This window comes from Nonomuraea cavernae (assembly GCF_040655715.1).
Taxonomy (GTDB): domain Bacteria; phylum Actinomycetota; class Actinomycetes; order Streptosporangiales; family Streptosporangiaceae; genus Nonomuraea; species Nonomuraea cavernae_A.
Map to the genome: position 1 here is coordinate 227,667 of NZ_JBFAKL010000012.1, position 23,276 is coordinate 250,942.

21 protein-coding genes are annotated in these 23,276 nt (G+C 67.7%); 8 read left to right on the plus strand and 13 right to left on the minus strand.

What is annotated here, in order from left to right:
- Positions 1 to 26 precede the first annotated feature (26 nt).
- The 10 genes from AB0I38_RS20005 to AB0I38_RS20050 all read right to left on the minus strand — a co-directional run bounded on the left by AB0I38_RS20005 (position 27) and on the right by AB0I38_RS20050 (position 10,776).
- Positions 27 to 1,124 (minus strand): hypothetical protein, encoded by a 1,098-nt coding sequence (locus AB0I38_RS20005; protein ID WP_358469726.1) that lies wholly within the window; start codon positions 1,122 to 1,124, stop codon positions 27 to 29.
- A gap of 509 nt (positions 1,125 to 1,633) precedes the next feature.
- A complete protein-coding gene (locus AB0I38_RS20010) occupies positions 1,634 to 2,776 on the minus strand; it encodes a hypothetical protein (RefSeq protein WP_358469729.1) in 1,143 nt (380 codons plus the stop codon).
- Positions 2,773 to 3,612 (minus strand): thiopeptide-type bacteriocin biosynthesis protein, encoded by an 840-nt coding sequence (locus tag AB0I38_RS20015; protein WP_358469732.1) that lies wholly within the window; start codon positions 3,610 to 3,612, stop codon positions 2,773 to 2,775. The genes AB0I38_RS20010 and AB0I38_RS20015 overlap by 4 nt, the downstream gene beginning before the upstream one ends.
- An 18-nt stretch (positions 3,613 to 3,630) precedes the next feature.
- On the minus strand, positions 3,631 to 4,863 hold the full coding sequence (locus AB0I38_RS20020) for a lanthionine synthetase C family protein (RefSeq protein WP_358469735.1): 1,233 nt from the start codon (positions 4,861 to 4,863) through the stop codon (positions 3,631 to 3,633).
- A complete protein-coding gene (locus AB0I38_RS20025; protein WP_358469738.1) occupies positions 4,860 to 7,931 on the minus strand; it encodes a lantibiotic dehydratase in 3,072 nt (1,023 codons plus the stop codon). The genes AB0I38_RS20020 and AB0I38_RS20025 overlap by 4 nt, the downstream gene beginning before the upstream one ends.
- 83 nt (positions 7,932 to 8,014) lie before the next feature.
- Positions 8,015 to 8,221 (minus strand): FxLD family lanthipeptide, encoded by a 207-nt coding sequence (locus AB0I38_RS20030; protein ID WP_358469740.1) that lies wholly within the window; start codon positions 8,219 to 8,221, stop codon positions 8,015 to 8,017.
- A gap of 82 nt (positions 8,222 to 8,303) precedes the next feature.
- Positions 8,304 to 9,509 (minus strand): methyltransferase, FxLD system, encoded by a 1,206-nt coding sequence (gene fxlM / locus AB0I38_RS20035; protein WP_358469743.1) that lies wholly within the window; start codon positions 9,507 to 9,509, stop codon positions 8,304 to 8,306.
- A gap of 54 nt (positions 9,510 to 9,563) precedes the next feature.
- A complete protein-coding gene (locus AB0I38_RS20040) occupies positions 9,564 to 9,803 on the minus strand; it encodes a hypothetical protein (RefSeq protein ID WP_358469746.1) in 240 nt (79 codons plus the stop codon).
- Positions 9,804 to 9,904: 101 nt separating this feature from the next.
- Entirely contained in the window at positions 9,905 to 10,222 is a 318-nt protein-coding gene (locus AB0I38_RS20045) for a hypothetical protein (protein ID WP_358469749.1), read from the minus strand.
- A gap of 98 nt (positions 10,223 to 10,320) precedes the next feature.
- On the minus strand, positions 10,321 to 10,776 hold the full coding sequence (locus tag AB0I38_RS20050; protein ID WP_358469752.1) for a hypothetical protein: 456 nt from the start codon (positions 10,774 to 10,776) through the stop codon (positions 10,321 to 10,323).
- A 158-nt stretch (positions 10,777 to 10,934) separates the two neighbouring features.
- Here AB0I38_RS20050 and AB0I38_RS20055 point away from each other — a divergent pair, with 158 nt between their 5' ends.
- The 3 genes from AB0I38_RS20055 to cutA are packed head-to-tail and all read left to right on the plus strand — an operon-like array spanning position 10,935 to position 13,808.
- Positions 10,935 to 12,722, plus strand: coding sequence for an ElyC/SanA/YdcF family protein (locus AB0I38_RS20055; RefSeq protein ID WP_358469755.1), 1,788 nt, complete (start codon positions 10,935 to 10,937; stop codon positions 12,720 to 12,722).
- Entirely contained in the window at positions 12,664 to 13,476 is an 813-nt protein-coding gene (locus AB0I38_RS20060; RefSeq protein ID WP_358469758.1) for a WbqC family protein, read from the plus strand. Before AB0I38_RS20055 ends, AB0I38_RS20060 begins: the two co-directional genes overlap by 59 nt.
- Entirely contained in the window at positions 13,473 to 13,808 is a 336-nt protein-coding gene (gene cutA, locus AB0I38_RS20065) for a divalent-cation tolerance protein CutA (RefSeq protein WP_358469761.1), read from the plus strand. The genes AB0I38_RS20060 and cutA overlap by 4 nt, the downstream gene beginning before the upstream one ends.
- On the opposite strand, the gene AB0I38_RS20070 is transcribed toward cutA, so the two are convergent.
- The gene (locus AB0I38_RS20070) at positions 13,771 to 15,099 is read right to left on the minus strand and encodes an XRE family transcriptional regulator (protein WP_358469764.1); all 1,329 of its coding nucleotides are present in this window, start codon (positions 15,097 to 15,099) and stop codon (positions 13,771 to 13,773) included. The two genes, cutA and AB0I38_RS20070, sit on opposite strands and share 38 nt — an antisense overlap.
- A gap of 324 nt (positions 15,100 to 15,423) precedes the next feature.
- Between AB0I38_RS20070 and AB0I38_RS20075 the strand changes: the two genes are divergently transcribed.
- Entirely contained in the window at positions 15,424 to 15,837 is a 414-nt protein-coding gene (locus AB0I38_RS20075; protein ID WP_358469767.1) for an ATP-binding protein, read from the plus strand.
- A 76-nt stretch (positions 15,838 to 15,913) separates the two neighbouring features.
- Positions 15,914 to 16,204 (plus strand): hypothetical protein, encoded by a 291-nt coding sequence (locus AB0I38_RS20080; protein WP_358469770.1) that lies wholly within the window; start codon positions 15,914 to 15,916, stop codon positions 16,202 to 16,204.
- A 50-nt stretch (positions 16,205 to 16,254) separates the two neighbouring features.
- Here the strand turns inward: AB0I38_RS20080 and AB0I38_RS20085 are convergent, their stop codons facing one another.
- On the minus strand, positions 16,255 to 18,087 hold the full coding sequence (locus AB0I38_RS20085; RefSeq protein WP_358469773.1) for a S9 family peptidase: 1,833 nt from the start codon (positions 18,085 to 18,087) through the stop codon (positions 16,255 to 16,257).
- 19 nt (positions 18,088 to 18,106) lie between these two features.
- Positions 18,107 to 19,114 (minus strand): helix-turn-helix transcriptional regulator, encoded by a 1,008-nt coding sequence (locus AB0I38_RS20090; protein WP_358469776.1) that lies wholly within the window; start codon positions 19,112 to 19,114, stop codon positions 18,107 to 18,109.
- 532 nt (positions 19,115 to 19,646) lie between these two features.
- On the opposite strand from AB0I38_RS20090, the gene AB0I38_RS20095 reads away from it, so the two are divergent.
- The 3 genes from AB0I38_RS20095 to AB0I38_RS20105 all read left to right on the plus strand — a co-directional run bounded on the left by AB0I38_RS20095 (position 19,647) and on the right by AB0I38_RS20105 (position 22,825).
- Positions 19,647 to 20,429 (plus strand): AfsR/SARP family transcriptional regulator, encoded by a 783-nt coding sequence (locus AB0I38_RS20095; RefSeq protein WP_358469779.1) that lies wholly within the window; start codon positions 19,647 to 19,649, stop codon positions 20,427 to 20,429.
- Between the two features lie 1,031 nt (positions 20,430 to 21,460).
- Positions 21,461 to 22,429 (plus strand): hypothetical protein, encoded by a 969-nt coding sequence (locus AB0I38_RS20100; protein WP_358469782.1) that lies wholly within the window; start codon positions 21,461 to 21,463, stop codon positions 22,427 to 22,429.
- Positions 22,430 to 22,486: 57 nt separating this feature from the next.
- Positions 22,487 to 22,825: a hypothetical protein gene (locus AB0I38_RS20105; protein WP_358469785.1), complete on the plus strand. Its 339-nt coding sequence runs from the start codon at positions 22,487 to 22,489 to the stop codon at positions 22,823 to 22,825.
- The last annotated feature ends 451 nt before the right edge of the window (positions 22,826 to 23,276 follow it).

Below are 23,276 nucleotides of genomic sequence, written 5' to 3' on the forward strand. Positions count from 1 at the left end.
CCCTCGAGGCACAGGAGCCGACGAGCCTACGACTCGGTTCCAGAGCGGGACAGCGAGCTCGGCTCGTAGCGCAACTGATAAGTCCGTACGCCTGCCTGGTCCACGCGGTAGAGCGTTATCGTGGAGAGGAAGTTCTCCTTGACGTGCGCAGCGCGGCGGCGCTCGCTGCCCGCGATACCGCTGATCCACTCCTCGATATGCTCTGGGAGCTTGAAGGTCAATTCATAGGCGCCGAGGTCGCCCGCAGGCGACACCGTCCACTCCGCCGCAGAGCCCATGCCACGCTGTTTGATCCGCACCGTGTGGTCCGGTCTGGTCTCTGCATACTCCAGAAATCGCCTCTGATCGTCCGCGGCGAGCGGCAGGATGAACGGTGCGGAGGGAAAGCCGAGCAGCAGCCCGGCGTTGCTGCGCTGCCGTAGCACATCCGCGAACTCAGCCACCGCGGCGTTGGCAGCCTGCTTGAATCTTCCATCAGCTATGGAGACGGGCGACAACAGGTCCAGTGGGGATATCTCCAGCGCCCGCCGGAGCTCCGTACGCATCCAGGTCACCGGAAAGCGAGCCGACTTCGGCAGGTGTTTCTGCGCTGTTTCCAGGGTCAACGCGGTGGCTCCGATGTGGCCGAGCAGCCAGGCAAAGGACGCGCCGGAGAGATCCACCAAGGAAATCTGGTGAGCGAGCGCGTACCTCTGGGCCTCCGGTGTGAAGCCGCTCGCGGAGAACAATGCATATGAGTACTTGTATCGCTGCCGAGGCACCTTCTCCTGATCCGCTATGAAGTTCTCGTTCACGTCATGCACGACGCCGTGGGCGTTTCGTACGATTTCCAGCCCGCAGTGGCTCAGGTAGTACTTAGCCTCCAAGAACAGCCGTACTGGCATGGAGAACGCCGGCGTGAATGCGAACTCTCCGAGTACGTCCACTTGGTGGAGTGCGCCTCTTCCGCGTACCCGGAGGGTGTCACCCTGGGTGACCAACTCAACGGGATCCTGGTCCTCGTGGACGAGCAGTCGGTATCCACTGAAGCGCAGCAGCCAAGCCAGCGACTCTTCCAACAAGTAGCCCCTCAACGCGGAGTCCTTGACCACTACTGCAGCCCTCCCAGGGAGCCAGTCACACACCGTAAAGCTCGATCATTGCATTTAAAATTTGTGCCTGCTGACGATGGCATCTATCCGGATAAGTGCGTCTGTCCGGTGCTCACGCCGTCGAGCTATGACGACCGGGGTGTGCGTATATCTCGCACAGGCTCGAGTCGTCGACCTGAACGGGACGGCCATGAAGAGTGCCGAGGAGAGAACAGGCATCTCCAGATGACGGCACTCGTGAATCGCTGCTTCCTTCGCGGCGAAAGTTCTGGAGGGCTGCTGGGGTATCCGAACAGCCTCGCGACCCACGGCCAGCGCGGTGAACCCTCGGCGGGCGGGGACCATCCGTAGAAGCCGCCGTCGGGTGGAGTGGAGAGGGGTTCCATGGTGGGTCCTTCACTGCCGGATGTCCTAGGAAGGAAGGCCTGCGGCCGTGGGACGGGCTCACCAGCAGCGCCGTCCCACAGCCGCGCGGCTTGGTTCGGACCCATGCCGGGCGGGTGCCGTGCTTGGAGTGCGGGGTTCGCAATCAGGGTGGGCTTCTAGGTCGGCGCATGCCTGATGACGGCCCTCGTGAGCGCATCCAGGCCCGCCTCTATCACCGCCTCGCTCGCCCGGACGGCTGAGAAGAGATCGGGCATCAGCGGGGCAGGGATGGCGCCGAGTCCGAGCCCGGAGTCCTGCACGGCCGAGGTGAGTTCATGCTGTTGGGCAGGGCTGAGCAGCGCACTGGTCCGATTGTGGGTCAGGACTTCCCACGCCGTGTATCCATCCGCCGTGGCGAGAATGTCGCTGATCAGAGAGGTGAAGATGCGGTCAGTCAAGGGCCCGTTGGTGTCGGCGGCCACGTCGAGGATGGTCAGACCGAGGCGCGTGCGGAAGACCAGCAGCTCCGGTGCCCGGTCGAGCTCCAGGTACTGGCGTTGGACCTCGGCGAGGGTGTGGCCGGACGAGCGTGCGGCCACACGGTTGCATAGCGCGTCCAGGCAGCTGGCTACCGCATGTTCCCAGGGTTGTTCGGGTGCGCTGTCGGCGACGAGTTTCAGGGCGGTGTCGGTGCGCCCGGCGAGGCAGTTCGCGATGATGGTGGCCTGTCGGCCGTCCAGGAGCCGTTGGCCGACGCCACGGTACTGCTGTGCGTGGGTGACTGCCTGTTTCCACTTGCCCGCGCTGATGAGCGCCCGAATGCCCTCGGCCAGGAAGATTCCCCACAACCACTTGCGGACGGTGTGGAGATCATCGTCGGTGCGAGTGAGGTTGTCGAACTGGACGCGATGGCCGTCGATGTCGGCTGTGCTCGCGGTGCTGACGGCGTGGAAGAGGGCGTTGAGCAGGTGGTAGCCGCGAGTGCCGTCGTGTTCGCGGATGGCCAGCCGGGCGAGGTTGATGAGCGGCTCCAAGGCGTGGCGTGCCTGGGGTGCGTCCAGTGGCCAAGCTGGCCGGTAGGCGGCGAAGTGTCGCCAGCACAGAGAGCGGGCCATCGCGGAGTCGCCACAGTCGCTCGCGATCAGTGCTGCCTTGTTCAGCGTCTCGGAGGCGAGCGTGAGGTGCCTGGCGTCCGTGCCCTGGGCGGCTGCGTCGCTGAGGGCGCACAGCTCGGCGACACGAGCTTTGAGAGGCTGGCGGGCCGGGCGAGGGCGCGCGATCAGGGGAAAGCGCTGCGCGGCCTGCTGCAAGGCGTTCATCTTCCTTCGCTCCTCGGTCTCTCGATCTCGGGGGTGTTGGTGGGGTCGCATCCGAACACGACCTGTCTGGCGGTGTGGGCGAGGACGGCCTGAGCGGCGTAGGGCATGCCGAGTCGGTTCCACGCGAAGACGATGTGGTGGGCGAGGACGGCGCACAGGCCGCGGTGCAACCGCCCATCGGCTGCCAGGTCGGCCAGCTCCCGGCCGGCGGTGGTGAACGCTGCTGACCATTCGGCGGCGAACGCCAGGGGCGCGCCGTCGCATCGGAGGGGGACGGCGTTCACGCTCATCAGCCGCCGCAGGCTGGCCTCCAGCGCGTGCCGCCGCTCGGGCGGGATCGGTTCGGGTAGGTCGCGGTGGTCGACTACCCGTGCCCACACGTCGCCCTGCTCGTACCAGTCCAGCCCGGCCGAGCGCAGCAGGGCCGTGTAGAGCAGGATCGACAGCTCGCGGCGGTGCTCAGCGTCCGGCGAGCGGGCGAGATAGGCGAGCAGGTACCGGCTGTCGAGGTGAAAGAGGTCGTGGGCGCTTGTCATGGCCTTGGCGCCGCCGAAGGCGTGCGGCTCGGGCTCGTAGATGGCCTCATTAGCGGCGTTGATGTGGCGTTGCCGAACGAGGTCGTCCAGGTGGCCGCGTAGATATGCCTGCGCTCGTTCGCCGTTTGGGATGTAGCGGACGCGCCAGCAGGGGATCTTGCGCACGAAGAACCAGGTGGTGATGAGCTGTTCGTTTTCGGCCTTGGCCAGCAGCGGAGCGAGGTAGGTGACAGCGGTGTGCTCGGCCTTGGCCCAGTCGGGGAAGGTGACGTTGACTTGCCGCCACGGGTGGGAGTCCATACGGGTTGCCTCCGGTGGTCAGGTCAAGAGCAGAATGGTGTCCCAGTCCGACGCCGTGGCGTCGGTGCCGTAGGTGTGCAGGGCGAGCGCGACCCCGGCAGAGCCATCGAGAAGCCCCGGTTGCGGCTCGGAGCGGGAGATCTGCGCGACGAGCCGGGCGGCGAGTTCTGGGAGCTCGTCGCGGATGCGCGTGGTTCGTGCGTCGGCGGCCATCCGCCAGGCGGAGTGGAGTAGCCCGGCTGTGCCGTGACACAGTCCGATCTCCGGAAGTCGCTCGTGCTGCGCCATATCGCGCAGGGTGATCAGCATCGCCTCTTCGGCGGCTCGCTGCCGGGTCTCGTCCGCGAGCGCCAGGCTGGCCAGTTGCTGGGCGCGGGCCGTGCCGCTGACCCCGTAGCACCACGACGGCCGGGGGCGCTGGGACGGGTCGACGCCCTGCTCGCGCGTCTGCTCGATGGTGACCAGACCTGGCCACCACACATCCGCGTCGTCTTGCTGACGCCACGTGTCGGTCCAGGCGCAGATTCGTTCGATCGCCTCTTTCACGCCGGGCACGTCTACATTGCGCAGTACGGCCAGGGACAGCAGGGCCAGGGCCGAGCTGATGCCGTGGGACATGCCTAGGTTTCCGTGTCCGTGCGGGTAGTCCGAGCTGGGTTCACCGTTGGGTGCCACGGTCGTCCACCACGGCGGGAGCTCGCCGCCTGTGGGTAGCGGTTCGGTTAGGCGCACCAGGTAGGACAGCACGTCGCGGGTGATCTGGTGGTCTGGGTGGCGGTTGAGGTGGAAGGCGCCCAGGCCGGTCAGCCCTCGGATCAGGTCGAACTCTTTCATCTCGGGCTGCTCGCCGCGGTCGATGCGTGCGTGAGCGTCGGCCAGGCGGGTGCGGGTGATCGCCGTGACCGTGTGGTCCAGGCGCTCCAGCGCGCGCCGGTAGCGGCCCGACGTGCCTGCGGCCGTGTGTGTGACGAAGGCCAGCGCGGGGGCGCCGAAGAACAGGCTCGCGTTTGGTGCCGCCGTCAACGCGCCGGAGGCGGCCACTTCCAGCCAGGCGTGTGCGATGCCGGGGTCACCGTGTCCGGATCGGGCGCGTTCGATGTGCAGCAGGGCGATGCCTGCCGCTCCGGCCCACAGCGATTGGGGCCAGGCCAGACCGCTGTCTGGCAGTTCAACTGCCCACGGCTGTGGGTCGGCCAGCGCTGTAGCGATGGTGTCGGCGGCGGCGAGCGCTTCCGGGTTGGGCTGGCTCATGGTTTCCTCCTGGTGCGTGCGGTCCAGCTCAAGGCGGCGGCGCGGGCCAGGTGCAGGCAGGCCCGCTCGCTGTTCAGCGAGGTCCCGGCCATGCGGACGTGGTGCAGGTGCAGCAGATCAGGCAACACGACCACTGGGGGCAGCGTGCTCGTCTCCTCCAGCACATGGCGGTAGGCGATGAGCGTCTGCCGCCGCCGTTCCCAGCAGGAGACGATCTGCTCGCCCCCCGGATATGCGGACAAGGCTCTGTGATCGTCCGGTTGAGCCAGTTGAATAGCCTGGTCGTAGATGGCCCGGTCGGGCGAGGAGGTGTCGGCTCGGGTGTGGTCGATCAGCCAGCGCATCGCCGTGGCGGCGTCGCCGAGGAAGGCGGCGGCGGTGTCGAGCAGGCTGGCGGCGGTCACGGCGTGCAGGCTGGGCCCTTTCGGGGAGGTGATCGCGGTCAACTGGGTGAGGACTGCGGCCGAGTCGGCGGCGAAGTACGTCTCGGCCGCGTCCATGGCAGTGCTCTCGCCGAAGCGGGCGGTCTCCGGGAAGTAGGTGTCCCACTGCACGTGCCCGGTCAGCCCGGCCCGGCGCACCTCCTCACACCACGTCGTGACGTAAGCGGCGGCGTCGGCGAACGCGCCATAAGGCACAGCGAGGCGGATACGGAGATGGTGGTTGGGGTCGTGGTAGCGCAAGAACCACCACTGAGCGTCGCTGCCGAGCGCTTCTGCCAGGCGTGGCAGGTGGCGGGTGAGGATGGCGTGGTGCCGGTCGGGGTGGCCGTACAGCTTGAGTGACAGCCGCCCATGCTGGCCGGGAAAGTGACCGTAGCTGCGGGAGGTCACCTCGCGCGGCAGCCGGGGCGGCTCGACGGGACGGCCGGTCGAGGCGAGCGGGATCACGATCTCGTGGGCGTGGCCGCCGATCCACCCGGCCGCGTCCGCGTCGGGCGTGATGCGCAGCACGGCGGTGCCGGCACGGTCCACCTGGGTGCGTAGGAGGGCGCGGTGCGCGGGCTCGCTGAGGTTGAGCCGAATGTGCTGGTCGCCACCACCAAGGCAGACCGTCTCCGGGAGCGCGACCTCCTCCCGCCACACGCTGAGGGCGCTGTCCCATTCCTGCCAGTCGGCCGATGGCGTGGGCAGGTCGGCTGCGGTGAGCCGCCAGCGGGCGGGCGAGATGATCGTGCGCCGATAGCGCAGTGCTGGGTTGAACGGCAGCGCGGTGGCGGGACCCCAGTCGAAACCGGCGCATGGAGCCCGTAGCGCATGAGGTGCTTCGAGGAGGAACCGCGCCAGCGGGTGCGTGTGCTGAAGCAGGTTGACCGCGTTGAGGATCATCGGCTCGACGGTGCGGCGGCGCGACAGCGACACCAGGTAGACGCCGCGCAGGTCGGCTGTGACGGCGAGGTCATCCAGGTCGAGCACCTGCGTGCCACCGGAGTGGTCGCCGACCGGCAGTAGGTGTGGCAGCTCCTGTGGGGCGCGGGCGACGTTCTCGGTGCTGGTGTACGGGGCCGGGGCTGAGAGCTGGACCGTGAGTGCGTTCCGGACGCCCGGGGACAGATGCGCGAACAGGGTGCTCATCCGCTGTCGGTGCTGGTCGTCGAACAGGTCCAGGAACCGGCCGGTGATGGTGCCTGCGGCGCGCGATGCCCCGGTGACGACAAGCGTGAATCGACCCTCAGCCAGCGCTTTAAGACTGGGCGCGTCGATCCGTACGGTCAACTCTGTGGTGGGCTGAACCGGAGCGGCCGGAGCGACCCCGCCGAGGTCGGCGATCATGCCGTCGTCGAGCAGAATCTCGCGCTGGCGGCGCAGCGCGGCGTTGTGCGCCAGCACCAGCAGCTTGCGGTCGCGATCCGTCAGCGGCCCATCCTGAGATGCCGGTTGTTCGCTGCCGTATCCGTCCGGGTAGCCGAGCCCGAGGTCGGCATCGACGACGTCCCGGAGTGGGACCAGGGCGCGCGGGCCGTAGCGGTCCAGGAACCGTTCATGCCAGGTCAGCCAGCCCGTGTTGAGCGCCGAACGGCGGGCCAATCGGACGAGCACGCCCGATGCCGTGGCCGCCTCGGCCGCTACGGCGGCGGGGATGGTCACCTCCCCGTCTAGACGCAGATCGACGGCGAGCGGCGGGCGTGTGGTGCGGTGGATGGTCGCCATCGCGGCGGCTGCGCGTGCCCGATGATCGACCGCAACAGCGGCGGGCGCACGGTCGTGCTGGGCCAGCTCGTCGGCGACGGCGCGCAAGCCCTTCACGATGTCGGCCACCTCGCCGATCTCTTCCGCGTTCACCGCATCGAGCTCTTGCAGGAGGTACCGGAGCGGATCGCAGGCCGTCATGGGCGGGCGCAGGGTGGTGAGCAGGAGGCGCTGGGCCACCAGCTCGGCCACGAGGGCGTCGATGGTGCTCTCGGCAGTTCGCTGGGAGGCGGCCGCCAGCTGGGCCATCAGGTCCGCGACCGGGAGCGGATCACGCGCAAGGTGGAGAGCCGTCCGTACGGGGCCGGTGGCGCGCACGCTCACCTCCCCCGGCGCACCACCTGCCACGGTGCTGGCGCGGTGTTCGAGCACCAGGCGGCCGTCCCGCTCGAACGCGAGGTTGTTGGTCGTCACCGTCAAGCGCCGCCGCAGCGTCGTCTCATCTTCCAGTCGCTGAACAACGGCCGAGAGCCATTCCGCCGTGACACGGGCTATCGGGCGATGCGCGTCCCCGATGCGCACAGCCGCCGCGTCGCTTTCAGAGCTGATACGAGCCGGACCCACCCCGGCGAACAGACCGAACGGTGTCGCGCGGCCGGAAGCCCGCAGCAGGTAGCGCATCACGGAGAGCACCGCCCGGCGCACTCCCGGATCCGACACCTGCCGTTCGGCACAGATTTCGCGCACCCGCCGGGCCAGATCCGGGCTGGCCTGCTCTACAGCCGCCGCGAAGCCCGGCGTCTGCCACGTGCGAGCCAGCCAGACCTGCCACGAGGCGCGGCCTGCCTCCGGTCCAGTCAGGTCAGGCCACGATTCGGGTTGCTGGTCTGGATGCCACGCTGGGGCGCGCAGCACTGCGGCGTCGAGGTATCGGTACATCAGCCTCTCCATGGCTGGGGGCGCCCGGTCGGCTGGTGAGCCTCGCCGACCGAGCGCTTAGGCGTTGGATTCCAGCAGGACGTCTACGTGCCGCAACTGACGCACGCGGTCCCGCACGTTGAGTTGCAGCCGTCGTCGGTCATGCGGATGAGCTGCTCGGCGGCCACCCCGGACTCGACGATGGACACGTCCAGCTCGGCGAGCCAATCGGCGTCCCAGCCTTCGCTGTCCGGAGGTTCCGGCGCAGGGGGTGTGAACGTTGCCGCACCTCTGGCAGTACGGGCGATCATGAAGGTCCTCCTTCGTTGGGGCGGGTGGGGTTCCCCGGTGCTCCCAGGCAGATCGTCAGACCTCCCCGGAGAGCTCGGCGGTCTATGGCCAGGTGATGACGACGGTCCCGTGCCGCTTGGCGATGACCCCGCTGGAGAGGGCTGGCGGGTCAGCAGGTTCAGGGAGGTATCGGATGGACGCGGCGCCACGGCGGTGGTACTTGTCCGCCCACCTGTGCAGCAGGTCCGTGTACCGGGCGGCGAGGTTCTCAGCCGAGGGTCCGTGAGCGTAGACGCCGCTCTCGTATCCGCTGCTCATGTCGTCATTCGGTCGCGCGGCCCGGTAGGCGAAGCTGTCGCTGCCGATCAGGGCGGGCACGCCCTTGAGCGCCGGGCGCGCGATCAGCTCTCGGTCGACGGCCTCCTGGTCGGCGTACAGCAGCGCCATATCTGAGGCGTTGGTGAGCAGGAACAGCGCCTGCTCGTCGGGCATGTCGAACACGACTCCGGACCAGCGTTCGATCCTCGGCAGGTGCGACGCCCGGCGCAGCGCGTCCCCATTGACCTTGAGGTTCTCGTCGTCAAGGCGTAGCACCACCCCGTCCTCGATCGTGACGGTCCGCTCGGTGTGTGAGCCGGCCCCCTGGAACGGCACGAAGACGCACAACCCGTAGCTGCGGCTGACCAAGCCCGAGCCGTCGCGGTCGAACGCGATCCAACGCGTCGTCCCCTTCAACCGGAGAGGGACGACAATCCGGCCATCGTCGGCGAGCTGGTCGATCCAGGCGGGCGGGATGTCCCAGCTTCCAGCCGTGACGATGATCCGGTCGAACGGAGCAGCGTCGGGGACTCCCTCTTCCGCGTCGGCCCGCATCACGTCGACGCGGTCGTAGCCCGCCTCGTTGAGGAAGGTGCGGGCGCGCTCGACGATCTCGGGGTCGATGTCCACCGTGGTGACGTGTCCGCCGTCGCCGACGAGCTCGGCCAGCAAAGCCGCGTTGTAGCCGCCGCTGCCCACCTCGCACACGCGCATGCCCGGTTTGATGTCAGCCGCCTCCAGCATGGTCGCCTGGAGATGTGGCGCGGACACGGAGCTGATGGTCAGCCCGTTGTCGCCGCGCTTGACGATCGGCGCGATGTCCACGGCGTAGGCAACCTTCAGTGACTCGCCCGGCGTGAACAGGTGTCGCGGCACGGCGGCGAAGGCTGCTGCCACTCGCTCGGACTGACACGCCCCCTGATCACGCAGTTCGCACACCATGGCGGCGCGCAGCGCGGCGGCTTCCTCGACGTCGTTGTCGGTGGTCAAGGCTGGGTCCCCTCGTCTTGGCGGTGATGAACAACTGGCAATGGTGGTCCGGGATCAGCCGCGCCACGCTCTTTCTCTGAGGAAGGTGTCGGGCCCCGGCCTTTCTCTGCGGCGTAGATGCTCGGCGCGGTGATGCTCGGCCAGAGTGACGTAGACGTCTATGGCCTGCCGGTAGAGGCCGCGGCCGGTCTCCTCGTAGCCGCCGTCATCGGTGGAGCGCAGCACGAAAAAATGGCCGCCCTCGGACGCCCACTCGAACCGGCCGCAGCACGAGGTGTGCGAGACCCGGAGCAAACTGCCTACCGCTTCGTACGCGACCCACTCGAACGCAGGCTCTTCCCGCGTCGGCTCAACCGTCTGCGCACAGGATTCCTGCTCGGCCGCGTCTTGCCTTGTCACCCGCGCCCTCTCGGGAGTTCGGAAAGCACGGCCTGAACGCTCACGGTCTCGGGCGGCGAACCCGTAGTGAGGCGCGGCAGACCCTCCACCTGCCAGTCGGGCGGTGCAACGCCATCCATGAGCTGCCAAAGCTCGTCCGGACTGCCCGCTTGAAGGATGATGCCGTGATCGGATTCGCCCAGGTAGAAGGCAATATGGCGGCGCCAGTAGAGGGAGTACATCAGGAAGAACCAGCCGCCGGCGCGGCGCTGAAGATCAACCACCTGCCTCATCGCCACCGCGTCGGCAGCGGTCTCGGCCTCATTGCCCAGCATGGGCTCTCCTTGGTAACAGGGACGTCTTGATGGCGCGGGCTGGGCGACGGGAAGTAACCGCCCAGCCCGCGCCGAAAGGCGCGGTACGGCGGGGATGACTACACCGGGCCGCCCGCGCCCGGCGTGGCAGCACAACGTGCCGCACGCCTGCTTCCGTGACTTGGCACGTCCGTTCGAGGGGAGTTCCCGTCAGAAGAGGGGATGGTCGTACGAAGTGCTCCACGCACGAACAGCAGCCTCGCCCCGATCGCGTCGAGCTGTTCCCGCCGCCGAGGAGCGACCTGCTTCCCGCCCAAGTGGTGCGCAGTGGGCAGAACCACCCCGTACACGTTGGACAGAAGAAGGACGTCCAGCAGTCCGGTGAACGCGACGGTGTCCGCCGAATCGGTCCCTCGATCGGTGAAGATGCCGCAGAGCTGCAACTCGTGCCGCTCGCAGTACTGGACGAGGGCCACCGTCAGCGCTGCCTGCCGCTCGGAGGTCGAGCGATGCAGCCGCAGGTACCCGTAGACGATCGGGCCGTCCACATCGTGTTGTTCGGTGAGTGTCCACAAGGTAGCCGTCCTTACCGTGGGTCGGGGCTGTTGGCCCGCTCTTCGAGCATGGCCACCCCCGCCCCGGCTGGATACGACCCGCTGTCGCACTTGCGTTGCACTTCCGTAGGCCCTCGGTACCTCTGCGTGCTTCCATGGCCGTGGAAGGGAGCAGTGACGTGACGACCGTGCATGAGTGGACCGGCCTCGAAGCGCATGCACTTCGTCTTGCCGTACGGATGAGCGTGCGGGTGTTCGCGCAGCACCTCGGCGTCGCTCCCCGCACCGTGGCCAAGTGGGACCAGCTCGGCTCCGCCACCCGGCCCCGCCCCGACACCCAGGCCATCCTGGACACCGCACTGGCACGCGCGGACTCGGCGACCCACCTGCGCTTCGAGACCCTGCTGCTGGAGCTCGGCCAGGACGCCGACCAAGGGCTCCGAGTCACCCGGGTCGGCCCTCGGGCCTGGGACTACGAGACCTGGACCGACGACCTCGACCGGGCCGTGGTCGCCCTCAGCCGCCAGAGCTTCAGCTATGCCACGGACCTGCTGAACCGATGGCTCACCCGCTACGACCCCCACGCCTTGGACGACAAGGGCCTGTACCTGTTCGCGCGGTCGACGACGCTGCTCGGCGACCTCCAACGTGACCAAGGCGCAGTCGCCGGCCCTCTGTCCGCTCGCCGCTCCTACCTCAACGCCCGCTCGATCTACGGTCAGCTCGACATCCCCCGCCGCATCGCCCAGCTCGACCTGTCGCTGGCGGTGGTCGCCGAGATGTCGGGCTCGTTGAACGAGGCCGCCAAGGAGTATGAGGCACTGGCGGTGGACGACCGGCTCTCGCCACGTGATCGGACGAGAGCCCGGCTGTGGGTCGGCACCGCCTTGAGCAAGAACGACAAGAACGACTACGCCGCCCGGCTGATGACGACCGCCATCCGCGAGTTCGAGAGCCTGGGTGAGCCCGAGGACTGGTCCGTCGCGCACCAGAAACTCGCCCTGGCCCACCGTGGCGCCGGAAACCTCACCGAGGCGCTGCGCCTGATCGACCTCGCCCGTGCCACCGCAGTCACCGACGCGCCCATGCAGCGCGTACGACTGGAGACGGCTTACGGGCACATCCTGCTTTCCGACCGGGCCACCGTGGATGATGGGCTGATGATCCTCGACCGTGCCGCACGCGAGGCCGCGCAGCACGGGCTCGCGCATCAACTGCGCAGCATCGAGGGCATCCAGCGGACCATCCAGGGGGACAACGACCAGTTCCCTCTGCCACGGCGATCAGGGAGCAGTCGAGTGAGTGTCAAGCAGCAGGTCATCACCGACGAGCAGTGGCGGCACGCCCGCGCGATCTGGGACTACCACCAGATGCACCACGACCTGCGCCGGTGTGATGTGGCCATCGGCCTGGGCAGCCACGACCTCGGGGTCGCGCGCGCGTCCGTCGAGCTGTACCGCGCCGGCTGGTTCCCGCTGCTCGTCTTCTCCGGCGCCACCAGCCCCACCACCGCAGCGCGGTTCCCGCGCGGCGAAGCCGTCCACTACCGCGAGCACGCGCTGGAACTCGGCATGCCCGACGAGACGATCCTGGTGGAGCCGAACGCCACCAACACCGGCCAGAACATCGCACTGTCCCGCCAGGTACTGGCCGATGCGGGCATCCAACCCGTCTCGGTACTCCTGATCTCCAAGCCGTACATGGAGCGCCGAGCGTACGCCACGGCGCGGAAGGTGTGGCCCGAGGTCGAGGTGGTGTGCGCCTCCGAGCCGCTGGAGCTGGACAACTACGTCAGCTCGATCGGCGATCCGAAGTTGGTCATCGACATGCTCGTCGGCGACCTCCAGCGCGTGATCGAGTACCCCAAGCTCGGCTACGCCATCGAGCAGCCCGTCCCAGGAGAGGTCCATGACGCCTACCAGGCTCTTCTCCACGCCGGATTCGACAGCAGGCTCCTCACGCCCTGACTCGCCGAACGGGCAGATGTGCGCCATCCACCAACCCAACCTCCTGCCACGGCTCGCGACCCTGGCCAAGCTGTTCGCGGCCGACTACTGGATCGTCCTGGACGACGTGCAGTTCGCTCGGCGCGACTACCAGCACCGCACGCGCCTGGCCTCGCTCGACGGCTCGCAGCGGACGCAGTGGCTCTCCATCGCCACTCACCTGCCCCATGGCCGCTCCACCTCCATCCGCGGTGCGCGCCTGGCCGAACCCGTCCGCTGCCGCCGCCGCGTCGCCCAGTTGCTCGCCGACCACTACCGGCACAGCGCCTATTGGCCCTCGTTCAAGCGCTGTCTCGAACCCATGCTCGCGGCGTTCGAGAGCACGGATCGGCTGGCGGACGTGACGGAGCTGTCCACCCGCCTGCTGCTGGCGGAGGTCGGGTGGCCGGGACGGATCCTGCACAGCAGCGATCTGCTCGCCCGGGGGGAACGGTCACAGCGGCTGGCCGACCTCGCCTGGCTGACCGGTGCGAGGACCTACCTATGCGGGACCGGGGGCAAGCGATATCTGGATCCGGCCGCGTTCCGGATTCACTCGATCGAGGTCGTCCCGTTCCAAGCGCCCACGTCGGGCATGTGGGCATCGGCTCGGCAGGTGAGCGCTGTACATGCCCTGATGCTCGCCGGGCCATATGCCCTGAGGCGGGAGCTGGAGGCTCTACGTGAACTGAAACGAGGAGGTGATCGTTTCAAGGACGTACGCTCGGGGTCATGACCCGCCATGTCGAGGTCCACGTGACCGCCGGGACCCGTGAAGAGGCCGAGCGCATCGTCGATGCGGTGGTCGGGAGCCGGGTGGCGGCCGGCGCTCAGATCAGCGGTCCGATCGTGTCCACCTACTGGTGGCAGGGTGAGATCCAGCGGAGTGAGGAGTACTTGATCCTCATGAAGACCGTCACCGCCCGGCTTGACGAGCTGATCGTGGTCGTCAGGGAGGCCCACTCCTACGAGACGCCGGAGATCGTGGCCGTCCCCATCGAGGGTGGCCTGGCCGACTATCTGACCTGGATCACAGAAGAGACGGCTGTTTCCGTGAAGGGCGAGTAGCGGCGTACTCCGTGTGGAAATCTCTGGCGACTTGGGTGCGTGAGGGCTTGAGCTCCACGGCGACGTTGTCCAGGCGGTCCCAGCCGAGGGGGAAGTTCATCGCGGTGGTGGCGTCGAGTGCGGACCGCGCGGAGTCGACGGCCTCGTTGACATCTCCGAGGCGGTAATGCGCGAGCGCCATCTCGGCCTTGACGACGCACAACTTCTTGATCTCGGTCGTCGGTCCGAGGTGTAGCGCGATCTCGTCCATGGCGGCGGCGGAGTCATCTTGGCGCCGGAGCCGCGAGTGGACGGTCAGACTCATGGACGCGAACCGCCCCGGGTCGAGGAAGCACGTCCACGGACGGGCGTTGATGTTCACGCCCGCATAGACATCCGCCGCTTCGTGAATCGAGCGCAACGCGCCACGGTGGTCGCCAAGGAGCGCCGTCTCTTCGGCCCGGCGGGCGAGCAGCCACGCCCGTGTTGCGGAATCGCCCTCCCCGATCCGGTCGAGCCCTCGCTGAATGAGCCTGGTGCTCTGGGTGCCGTTCCCGCCTGTCATGTACGAGCGGTAGCCGGTCATGCAGGCGGCGATCGCGTCATCGTTCGCGTGTTTGGCGGCGACGGTGGCCAGGCGGGTGTGCGAGGCCGTCATGTGCTCGTCGCCCTGCTCCCAGGCGAACCATGCGGCCAAGATGGCGCTCTCCCCGGCCACCACTGCCAGCCGATTCCGCTGGTGGTCTGGAAGGCCGCCTTCCAGCAGGGCGCTTACCTCGTTCAGGTGGCTGAGCAGCGCCGGATAGAGGGAGTCGGCGGGAATGTGTTCTTCGAGGCGGTGGAAGCCGCGAGTCCGGTCTTCGAGGTGGGTGATCGTCGTGTCGTCCGGCCGGTGGTCTCCGGCCAGGGCACGTATGAGGCGTTGGGCTGGGTCGAGTGCCGCGCCTACTGTGGCGGCTGCGGCCAGCTGCAAGACGGATCGGCGGTCCATGCGCAGGTTCAGCCTTCCTACTGTCCAAGCGAGGGCCAGGTGGTCACCGGGCAACTCGGTCGGTGATTCTGCTGTCGGCTCCGGGTTCCGCGTCCATACACGTCGGTAGAGCTCGGCGTACACCGGGCCGGGCTGGTGAGTGCCGGCCTCATGAAAGCGGATTTCCCGGATGATCGAGCTCCGGCTCGGCAGGCTTGCGCGTGTTCGGGAGTCGGCCGCGAGCTCGAGTTGTCGTGCCAGTTCGTTCTGGCTCCAGCACCGGTGGAGTCGCTTCGCGCGGATGCCCTCCGCCCAGTTGGGCCTGACGCCATTTTCACTCATTTGGAATCACCTGTGTACCGGTAGCCGAGGGTTCTCCTGCAACCTCCTCCAGTCTCTTCCTGACGGTCCCCGTTTCGCAGGTGTTCGCTGTCCGTAACCAGTTCAGTACTCGAACGGCAGGCGCGTCCGACTCAGGAAGGAGGTCCCGCATGTGCTGGGCGGCTTGACCTCTGGCATGAAGTCGGGTCCCCATAGGAGCCCGTCGCATCCACCCGGATGCGGCGGCCAACGACCATAGGAGGAACGCCGCGAATGATCGCAGCGACAAACCCACAGGAACAACAGGAACGGACGCGCGCGCCCGAACGGATGATGTGGCGGTGCGTGTTCCCCGGGGAAATGGACCAGGTCAGGCACGCCCGGCGCATGGTCGAGGCGTTGTTCGCCGGAACGGGACGTGAGAACGACGCCGGGCTCATCGTGTCCGAGCTCGCGACCAACACCTTGCTGCACACCCGGTCCGGCCACGCCGGAGGCTGGTTCGGAGTGGAGATCCGTCTCCCGGACGACGGCCCGGCCTACCTCGGGGTCTATGACCTCGGTGGAGCTGGAGTCCCGCAGCTCAGGCGTCGGCAGGCCGAGTACGAGCAGCGGGTGGGCGGGTTCGGGCTCGCCATCGTCAACGAGCTCGCCGCGCAGCTCTCCCGGGCCGGTAGCCCGCAGACTGGGCACACGGTCTGGGTCTACCTCGAACTCAAGGCTAGGAGCGCCGAATGTGCGGGCGCCGCAGCGGGATGAAGGGAGGTCGGCCTGCTGCTATCAGGCCGACCTCCGGCGTACGGGCAGGGACGTCTCCACAGGAGGAAAGGCGATCATGAGCACCGTTGACTTCGAGGCCTTCCTCGAACAGCTGTACCCGGCGCGCGGCGATGACGTGCGGGCGAAGCTGTTCTCACTGATGTGCGACGTGGCCTTCGTCTACGTCAGCAGCGACGACAACTGCAGCTTCAATGTCAGCCTCGACTCCTCTCTCGACGCGGTCGAGGAGAACGTCCGCGAGATGCGGGCCCACCGCCTTAGCCTGCTGTCCCTCCTGTCCGCCGTCGGTGGGCAGGACAGCGGTGCGTTGCGGGTGGACGGGTATTCTGAACCCTGGATGGCGTGATTCACGGTGCCCACCCGGTCGACGGGTGGGCATCGTTGTGCTTGGGGCCGTCAGCCCACCTGGAGCGCTTCGGTGCGGTCGGCGGTGGTGGCAATCAGGTGGGTGTGGAGGAACGCGCTGATGGCCTCGTACGCCGTCAACTCGTTGGCGCGGTTGGTGAAGCCGTGGCCCTCGTCGGGGTAGATGTCGTAGCGGACCTCGACGCCTCGTTCGCGCAGGCGAGCGACGATCTGGTCGGACTCGGCCTGGGGGACACGCGGATCATGAGCTCCCTGGAGGACGAACAAGGGAGCGTTGATGCCATCGGCATGGGTGACGGGGCTACGTGCCAGGAGGTGTTCAGCGCGCGTGTCCGGGTCGCCGAGGACGGTGGCGACGAAGGTCTTCCACGTGGGGGGCGACGCCTTCGCCAAGGTGAGCAGGTTGCTGGGACCGCACATGGAGACGCCTGCGGCCCATGGGTAGGGAAGGCGAGCCAGGCAGGACAGAGCGGCGAAGCCGCCGTAGGAAGCACCCATAACGGCAAGGCGGTTCGGGTCGGCCCAGTCGAGGGTGTGGAGGTACTGGACGGCCTGGTCCAGGTCGTCGAGGTCGATGCCGCCCCAGTCGCAGTAGATGAGCTTCTGGTGGGCGGTGCCGTAGCCGGTGGATCCGGCGAAGTTGGGGGCCAGGATGGCGATGCCCTGGTGGAGGAGGTGCTGGTAGAGGCCGGAACGGGCGTAGACGGGACGTTCCTGGGATTCGGGGCCACCGTGGATGGAGAGCAGGACCGGGTGAGGGCCGGGGCCGTCCGGGCGGTAGAGCAGGGCGTGCACGTCGCGCCCGTCGCGAGCCGGGTAGGTGATCAGCTCGGGGGCGATGGGGTCGATGACGTGCAGGGCCGGGGGGCGGGTGTCGGTGAGGTAGCGGAACTCGTGGCTAGACAGGTCCAAGACCGCTAGTTCTGCCGGCCTTGCCGCAGAGTTGATCATGACGACCGCGAAGGAGGCGTCCGGCGCCAGGGACAGGGCGGTGATGACACCGGGCGGGATGTCGGGCAGCGAGACGGAGGAACCGTCGCGGTCGGCATGCAGGCGGGAGCTGCCGCCCTCGTTGACGGACCAGATGCGGACTCCGGCTGCGGCGTCGAGGACCTCGACGTCCCAGTTCGGGCGGGCGATCGGGTGCAGGGATCCGGTTGCGAGGTCGTAGAAGGCGGCGGCGGTGAACTCGCTCCAATGGTCGGTGAGCAGATGGAAGCCGCTGGAATCCGCCGCCCAGACCCCGGGGTCGAAGACCCCCTCACCGAGGGTGGACGTCACGCAGACCGGCTCGGCGTCCGGATCCCCCAGGTCGGTGAGGTAGACAGCTATATCGGTGTTGGAGCGGAAGCCGGTCGACAGCAGCCAGCGTCCGTCCGGAGAGAGGCTGACGGCCTCGAACGCGACCCCCTCAGGGGGCGTGAACCGGCGGAGCTCGCCGGTCACCAGATCGTGGACGATGAGGTCCTGGGCGGCGGGGTCGCGGTCGTTGGCGGTGTAGGCCAGGAAACGGCCGGTTGGGTCGAACGGCGACCCGGCCAGGACCCGCTGGCAGTCTGGCCCGGAGCTGATCTCGGTCAGGCCGCTGCCATTCAGCGCGACGAGGTAGAGGCGGAACTGCTCGTCCCCGTGCTCATCGGCGGTGAAGACCAACTGGTCGCCTGAGGGTGTCCAGGCGATCTGCCGGACTGTCCGGTCGTCAAAGCCTGCCACGCGGCGCGGCTCGCCCCCGGCGACGGGGACCACCCACAGGTCGTAGTGCCCGGAGGCATGGCTGGAGTAGGCGACCAGCCGGCCGTCCGGGGACAGAGCGAGGGTGGGCTGGAAACGTTGCTGGGGAACGAAGTCCAGGTATCCGGGCATGTGACAAGGCCTCTCGGGTTCAGTTGATCCAGCCGCGGCGAGCTGCTGCGGCTCCGGCGGCGAAGCGGGTCTCCACGCCCAGCGCATCGCGAATGGCGGTCCAATGTCTGCGCATGGTGTTGACGCTGATGTCCATCCGCCGGGCGATCGCCTCGTCGGACAGTCCCTGGGTGAGCAGCTGCAGTACCTGTGACTGCGCGGACGTGAGGGGGCCGGCGGCCTCGGAGCTCCCGAACGGGATCGCCTTCTCCCAGAGCAATTCGAAGTACTCCCGCAGCGCCCCGACGATGACGGGCGAGCGCACGAGCAATGCCCCGCCCATCCCCGTGGGTGTCAGAGGAAGGAGGGCGACTGCTTCGTCCGCGAGCTTCATCTTCATCCCGACGCGAGGCAACAGCCGGGCCTGCTCTCCGGCTGCCACCGCGGCCTCGATCGTCTTCGCGCCGATCGGATGCTCTGCGCAGCGGGTCTCGTAAATCGCACGGCACTGAACCTGGCCCTCGAAGACCGGTAGTGGCGCGTACCCGGTGGAGTCCGCGACGGGAGCCTCCAGGACGTAGTTGTCCAGCGTGAGCCAGTCGTGCCGTGCGGCGTTGATGAGTGCGTAGGACAGGGAGCTGATCTCGTCCCGATCGGTGACGATCTGTACAAGCCGGTCCATCGCGGAGTTTGAGGAAGCAGCCGTCGGCGTCTGATGGAACTCGTTCAGCCGCTTGTGTCCGGACAGCAACCGTTCCTGATCGCCGACGAGGCGGCGCGCGAGATCCGTCAGGACGCCTTGCAGCGCGAGTTCCGGAGGCGCGGGCACGAGACGCGGTGGCACCAGCGGACCGTCTGGCCGGAGATGTGCCATCCCACGGGCGGTCAGTTCCGCCACCTGCTCACAGCCGCCGAGCAGTGACGCGGCGTCGTCCTCGGGGCAGCCGTCTTCCGCGAGCAGCTTGGCGTACGACGCGAAGAGCTCATCCGGAACGACACCCTGCAGTAGACGCTGCGCGTTGATCTGATTCTGTCCGTCCACCGTCACCCCCAGTCAGAGAGTAGTGGTGCGAGCACTAACTGTAGTGTTCCCTGTTCGGCCGTGTCGGGCGGTGAGTAGTTCCGCACGATGGTGGGTTCTCACCACCCAGCGCCGCGGGCCCAGAAGCCCACTGCCACAGGCGTTCTCGCGGTTCTGGACACCGCGCCCCCGGTCAGTAGCCGCCGTGAAGAGTTTCACGTACTCGGTTCCGGCGCTGCGCGCGGTCTGATCAGTGCGAACGCTCCAGAGGGACGAGGGAGGCAGCATGCGGCGGCATCTTGTCGGCAGAGTGATGAAGAATCTGACCGGACCGTCGTTGGTGGCACATGGTCTGGTCGGACTCGCGGTGACGTTCGGCCTGTTGAACTGGCGCAGTCGTTCGGTGGCCCCACCCGCCGCGACCCCAACGCCACGTGCCCTGGCGATGGACGCCGCGCGGGCAGTTCCCGCCCCCGTGACGCCCCTTCGGGGTACGGACGCGACGACCCCCGCGACACCTCCAGAGTCGGCTGGGCAATGCGCACCATCGCAACCGGCCATGGTGCTGACCAGGCCCACAGCCGTTCTTGACGTGGCGTCAGCTGACCGGCGCGGCACGATCCACCTCATCGGCCAGTGCGCCATTGAGGGCCCCAACCGCACAGCGGGTGGTTGGGGAACCGACACGTGGGCCCTGCTCGGCCTGCTCGCCGAGCACCGCACCTCTCTGCTGAGCAAGGCACTCGCCGGCGACAAGCTCTGGCCCGAAGCCGGAGCCCAAAGCGACCGGTTCGCCGGCCTCCTCAAGGCGACCCGCGCCAAGATGTGCGATGCCCTGGGGATGCCCGGCAACTACGGACGAGTCGTCATCCAGTTCAAGGGCGGCACCGGATATCGGATCAATCCCGACCTCTACGGCTGCGACGTCTGGCAGATCCGCGACCTGCTCGCCGCAGCGGCCGTGGCCACGGGCTCGGAGAAGACCGCCGCGCTGACCGCTGCCGTTGACCTCTATACCGGCACCTACCTCCCCGATGTTCCGCATCCCTGGGCGTGGGAGACGGCGGACGCCTTGAACCGCGGCATCGTCCAGGCCCTCGCCCAACTCGCCGATCTGGAAGCCCAGCCCGAACTGGAGATCGGCTATCTCGAACGCGCCACAGAACTCGACGGCGTCGCCGAGCATCTGTACCGCAGGCGGATGGAGGTTTACGCCCGCCTCGGCAGGCCCCAAGCCGTGCATTACTGCTACGACGAACTACGCGAACAATTGCGTGCCCGAGGCAGAAAGCCTTCCTCGAAAACGGAGCAGCTCTATCGCGTAATCGCCGACTCCGTATGAGGGGGCGAACGGCTTCTCGGCGACTTGACGAGAGCCTATGAGTCGATGCCCGATATACCGTACGCGCATGATCGCGCGACGAAGGCAGCGGAATTCAAAGGAGGACACGTGATCGTTGACCGCTTATTATGACATGCGGCTCTACAGGTCGACGGAAACTCATCCGTACTTAATTGGCGAAGGTCGTTCCACGACAAGGCCGAGGTACGTGACTTCGTCGGCTCTGGCATCCCCACCGTCGACATCTGCAGGCGGGGCCTCGCAGCAGCAGCGTTCGCCGTGACGTTCGACTGTGGGGTAGCCCTCGGCGCGGCTACCTCGTGTGAGCCGCGCTCTGCCTGCCCCGAGTCGCGTAGGCGCCAAGAAGGGTGGGACCAACCGGCTGCTATCCGGCTGGTCCCACCCTTCAGAGTACGGGCACGCCCGCTGCGATGAAGACCTGCTGCCTCGGCCACGAGGCCCTCGTTGCTCGAACTTTGCGCGCCGACGTTCGGCCCGCCGACCGGTGCGCCGATCGCCCTACCGATCGGCCTGCCGCCTTGATCGGTACCCCCGACTGGCGAGTCCGCGCAGGTAGATGGGGCCATCGGCGCTACCGGTGGCCCGCCCGACTTGCATTACCAGACAAGAACCTGGCAAGGAGCGAGCCTCCGGCCGAATCTGACGGCCCCTGCTCTACTCACCTCATCCTCTATTTCTCCTTCCATAATCAATATCTTTATATTCGAATCTCTCGTCTTCAGGAGCTTCTGGCTGTCCATGTGACGCCTGCGCCGAACTCCCGTCGCGAACAGGCGTTTGTTCGCGCGTTGAAGAAGGGGTACGCATGCACCGAAAAGGTGTTCGCGCTGAGGCGGCCTCTCGGCGTCACTAAGATTTCATTACCCGGCTTGGCGATCAGAGATCCATTTATTTTTGCGTGCATCACCGAATCGGCTTGCTTCGCATTCGGAATCGAGAAATGGTCGTCATGCATCGAGGAATTCGGTGCCACGAAATGTGGGCCGCGCCCCAAACAAAGGAGAACGAAAATGACGACGAACACGATTACCGAGACCATCGGTTTCCGCCCCGAAGGCACGGCGGCCAAGGTGTGGGAGGCCCTGACCGCCAACCCGGCCACGCCCATCACGACGATCGCCGAGGCGGCCGGTGTCTCCCGCCCGACCGCCACCAAGGCCCTCACAGCGTTCGCCGAGGCAGGCAACGCCGTCCGTGCCCCGGGTGGGCGCAACGACCAGGGACGCGCCCTTCCTGACACGTGGGCTCCTGCCACCCCTGACGCTCAGGACCAGGCCGACGCCCCCGCGACGCCCGACACCACTACCGAGGCTCCGGTGACGCCCGACGTGTCCACCGAGGCCCCGACCGACCCGGCCGCCCCCGACATGGCCACCCAGGACGCCCCAGCCATCCCGGCAGACACCTCCGCCACGACGCCTGCCATGTCCCTCCAGGACGCGATGCGCATCCTGGAACAGGAAACCGATCGCCGCGCGATCGCCGAGGCCGAGCTGGCCCGCGCCCAGGCCGAGGAGGAGGCCCGCCGTCAGCAGGCTGCCCAGACCCTGGCCAAGGCCCGCACGATCGAGGACACTCGCCGCGCCCTGACCGACCTCCTCAGCGCTGTCACCACCACCTACGCGGCCCTCCTGACCGACGACGAAGCAGCACTCGCCACCGGCCTGGAGGCCATCTACACCGGCACCGCAGACGTCCGTAAGGCCGCCCGCGTCACTCAGGCCAAGGCCACCGGCGCCACCACCGCATGGGGCTCCTCGCGCGGCGACCGCAACGCCCCCCGCCCCCTGCGCCCGGACGTCCTGACCCACCTGATCAAGCACCCCGACCTCGCCTTCACCGCCAACGAGATCGCCAAGGTTCTCAAGCGTTCCTCCGGGGCGGTCGCCAACGCCCTGGACACCCTGGCGAACAACGGCGAGGCCGAGCTCGTCAGCGAACGCCCCAACCGCTTCCGCATGGTAAGGCCCCAGGACTGACACCCCACATCAACGGGCCCGGCCGCTCGGCCGGGCCCCTGCCATGAAGGAGAAACAATGTCCGACGAGATGTTCGCCCTTCTGGGGTGGGCATGGGATGTAGACCTGGCCACCCGCCTGGCCCGACGCCACCCCGTACGCCCGGCTGCTATCCGGACGTTGACCGGCGTCAAGGACCTCATCCGCATCGACCCTGACCACGCCGCAACCGTCGACCTGACCAAACCGCTCCTGGTCGTACCCCTCCCGTGCGCACAGCCTCCCGGCAACCGCCTGGTGATCGACGGCTGGCACCGTATCTATCGCGCCCTGGACCTCGGCCTGGAGGAACTTCCGGCGATCCTGCTCGACCCGGCCGACGAACGCACCTGCCGCCTACACGGCGGCGGCGTCTGACAAGACCCCCCAGTGGGGGCCGGTCGGTTCGGGCTGACCCGCCCCCACTGGTGAACAAGACCGTTGCTACACGTCAGAGGCCGCCCGGTACCCCGGTTCGGGTATACCGTCACTCTCTTGCCTGCCTGGGTAAGTGACCGAATCCTTGCCAGGGGGCAGGGTGGAAGCGCCGCTTCTACAGAGCCGGCACCAAAACGCCGCGTCTACCGTTGGACGGCGGTGGCCGTCGCGCCGCGGAGCAGGCACCTGCGCTCGGCCACGTCCACACCCTGCTGATCCGGCACTCGGGAGCCATGCCCCTGGCGCCTGACCGGTCCTCGAGCCGCCGCCCTGCCGCCTACCGCCACTCCTGTTCGCAAGGCCGTTGCGTTCTCGGTTGATGGACGTTCGCTGGGCTCGATGAGGCAGGTGTTGAGGGCACCCCGGGGTGCACATGACAAACGCGACCCCT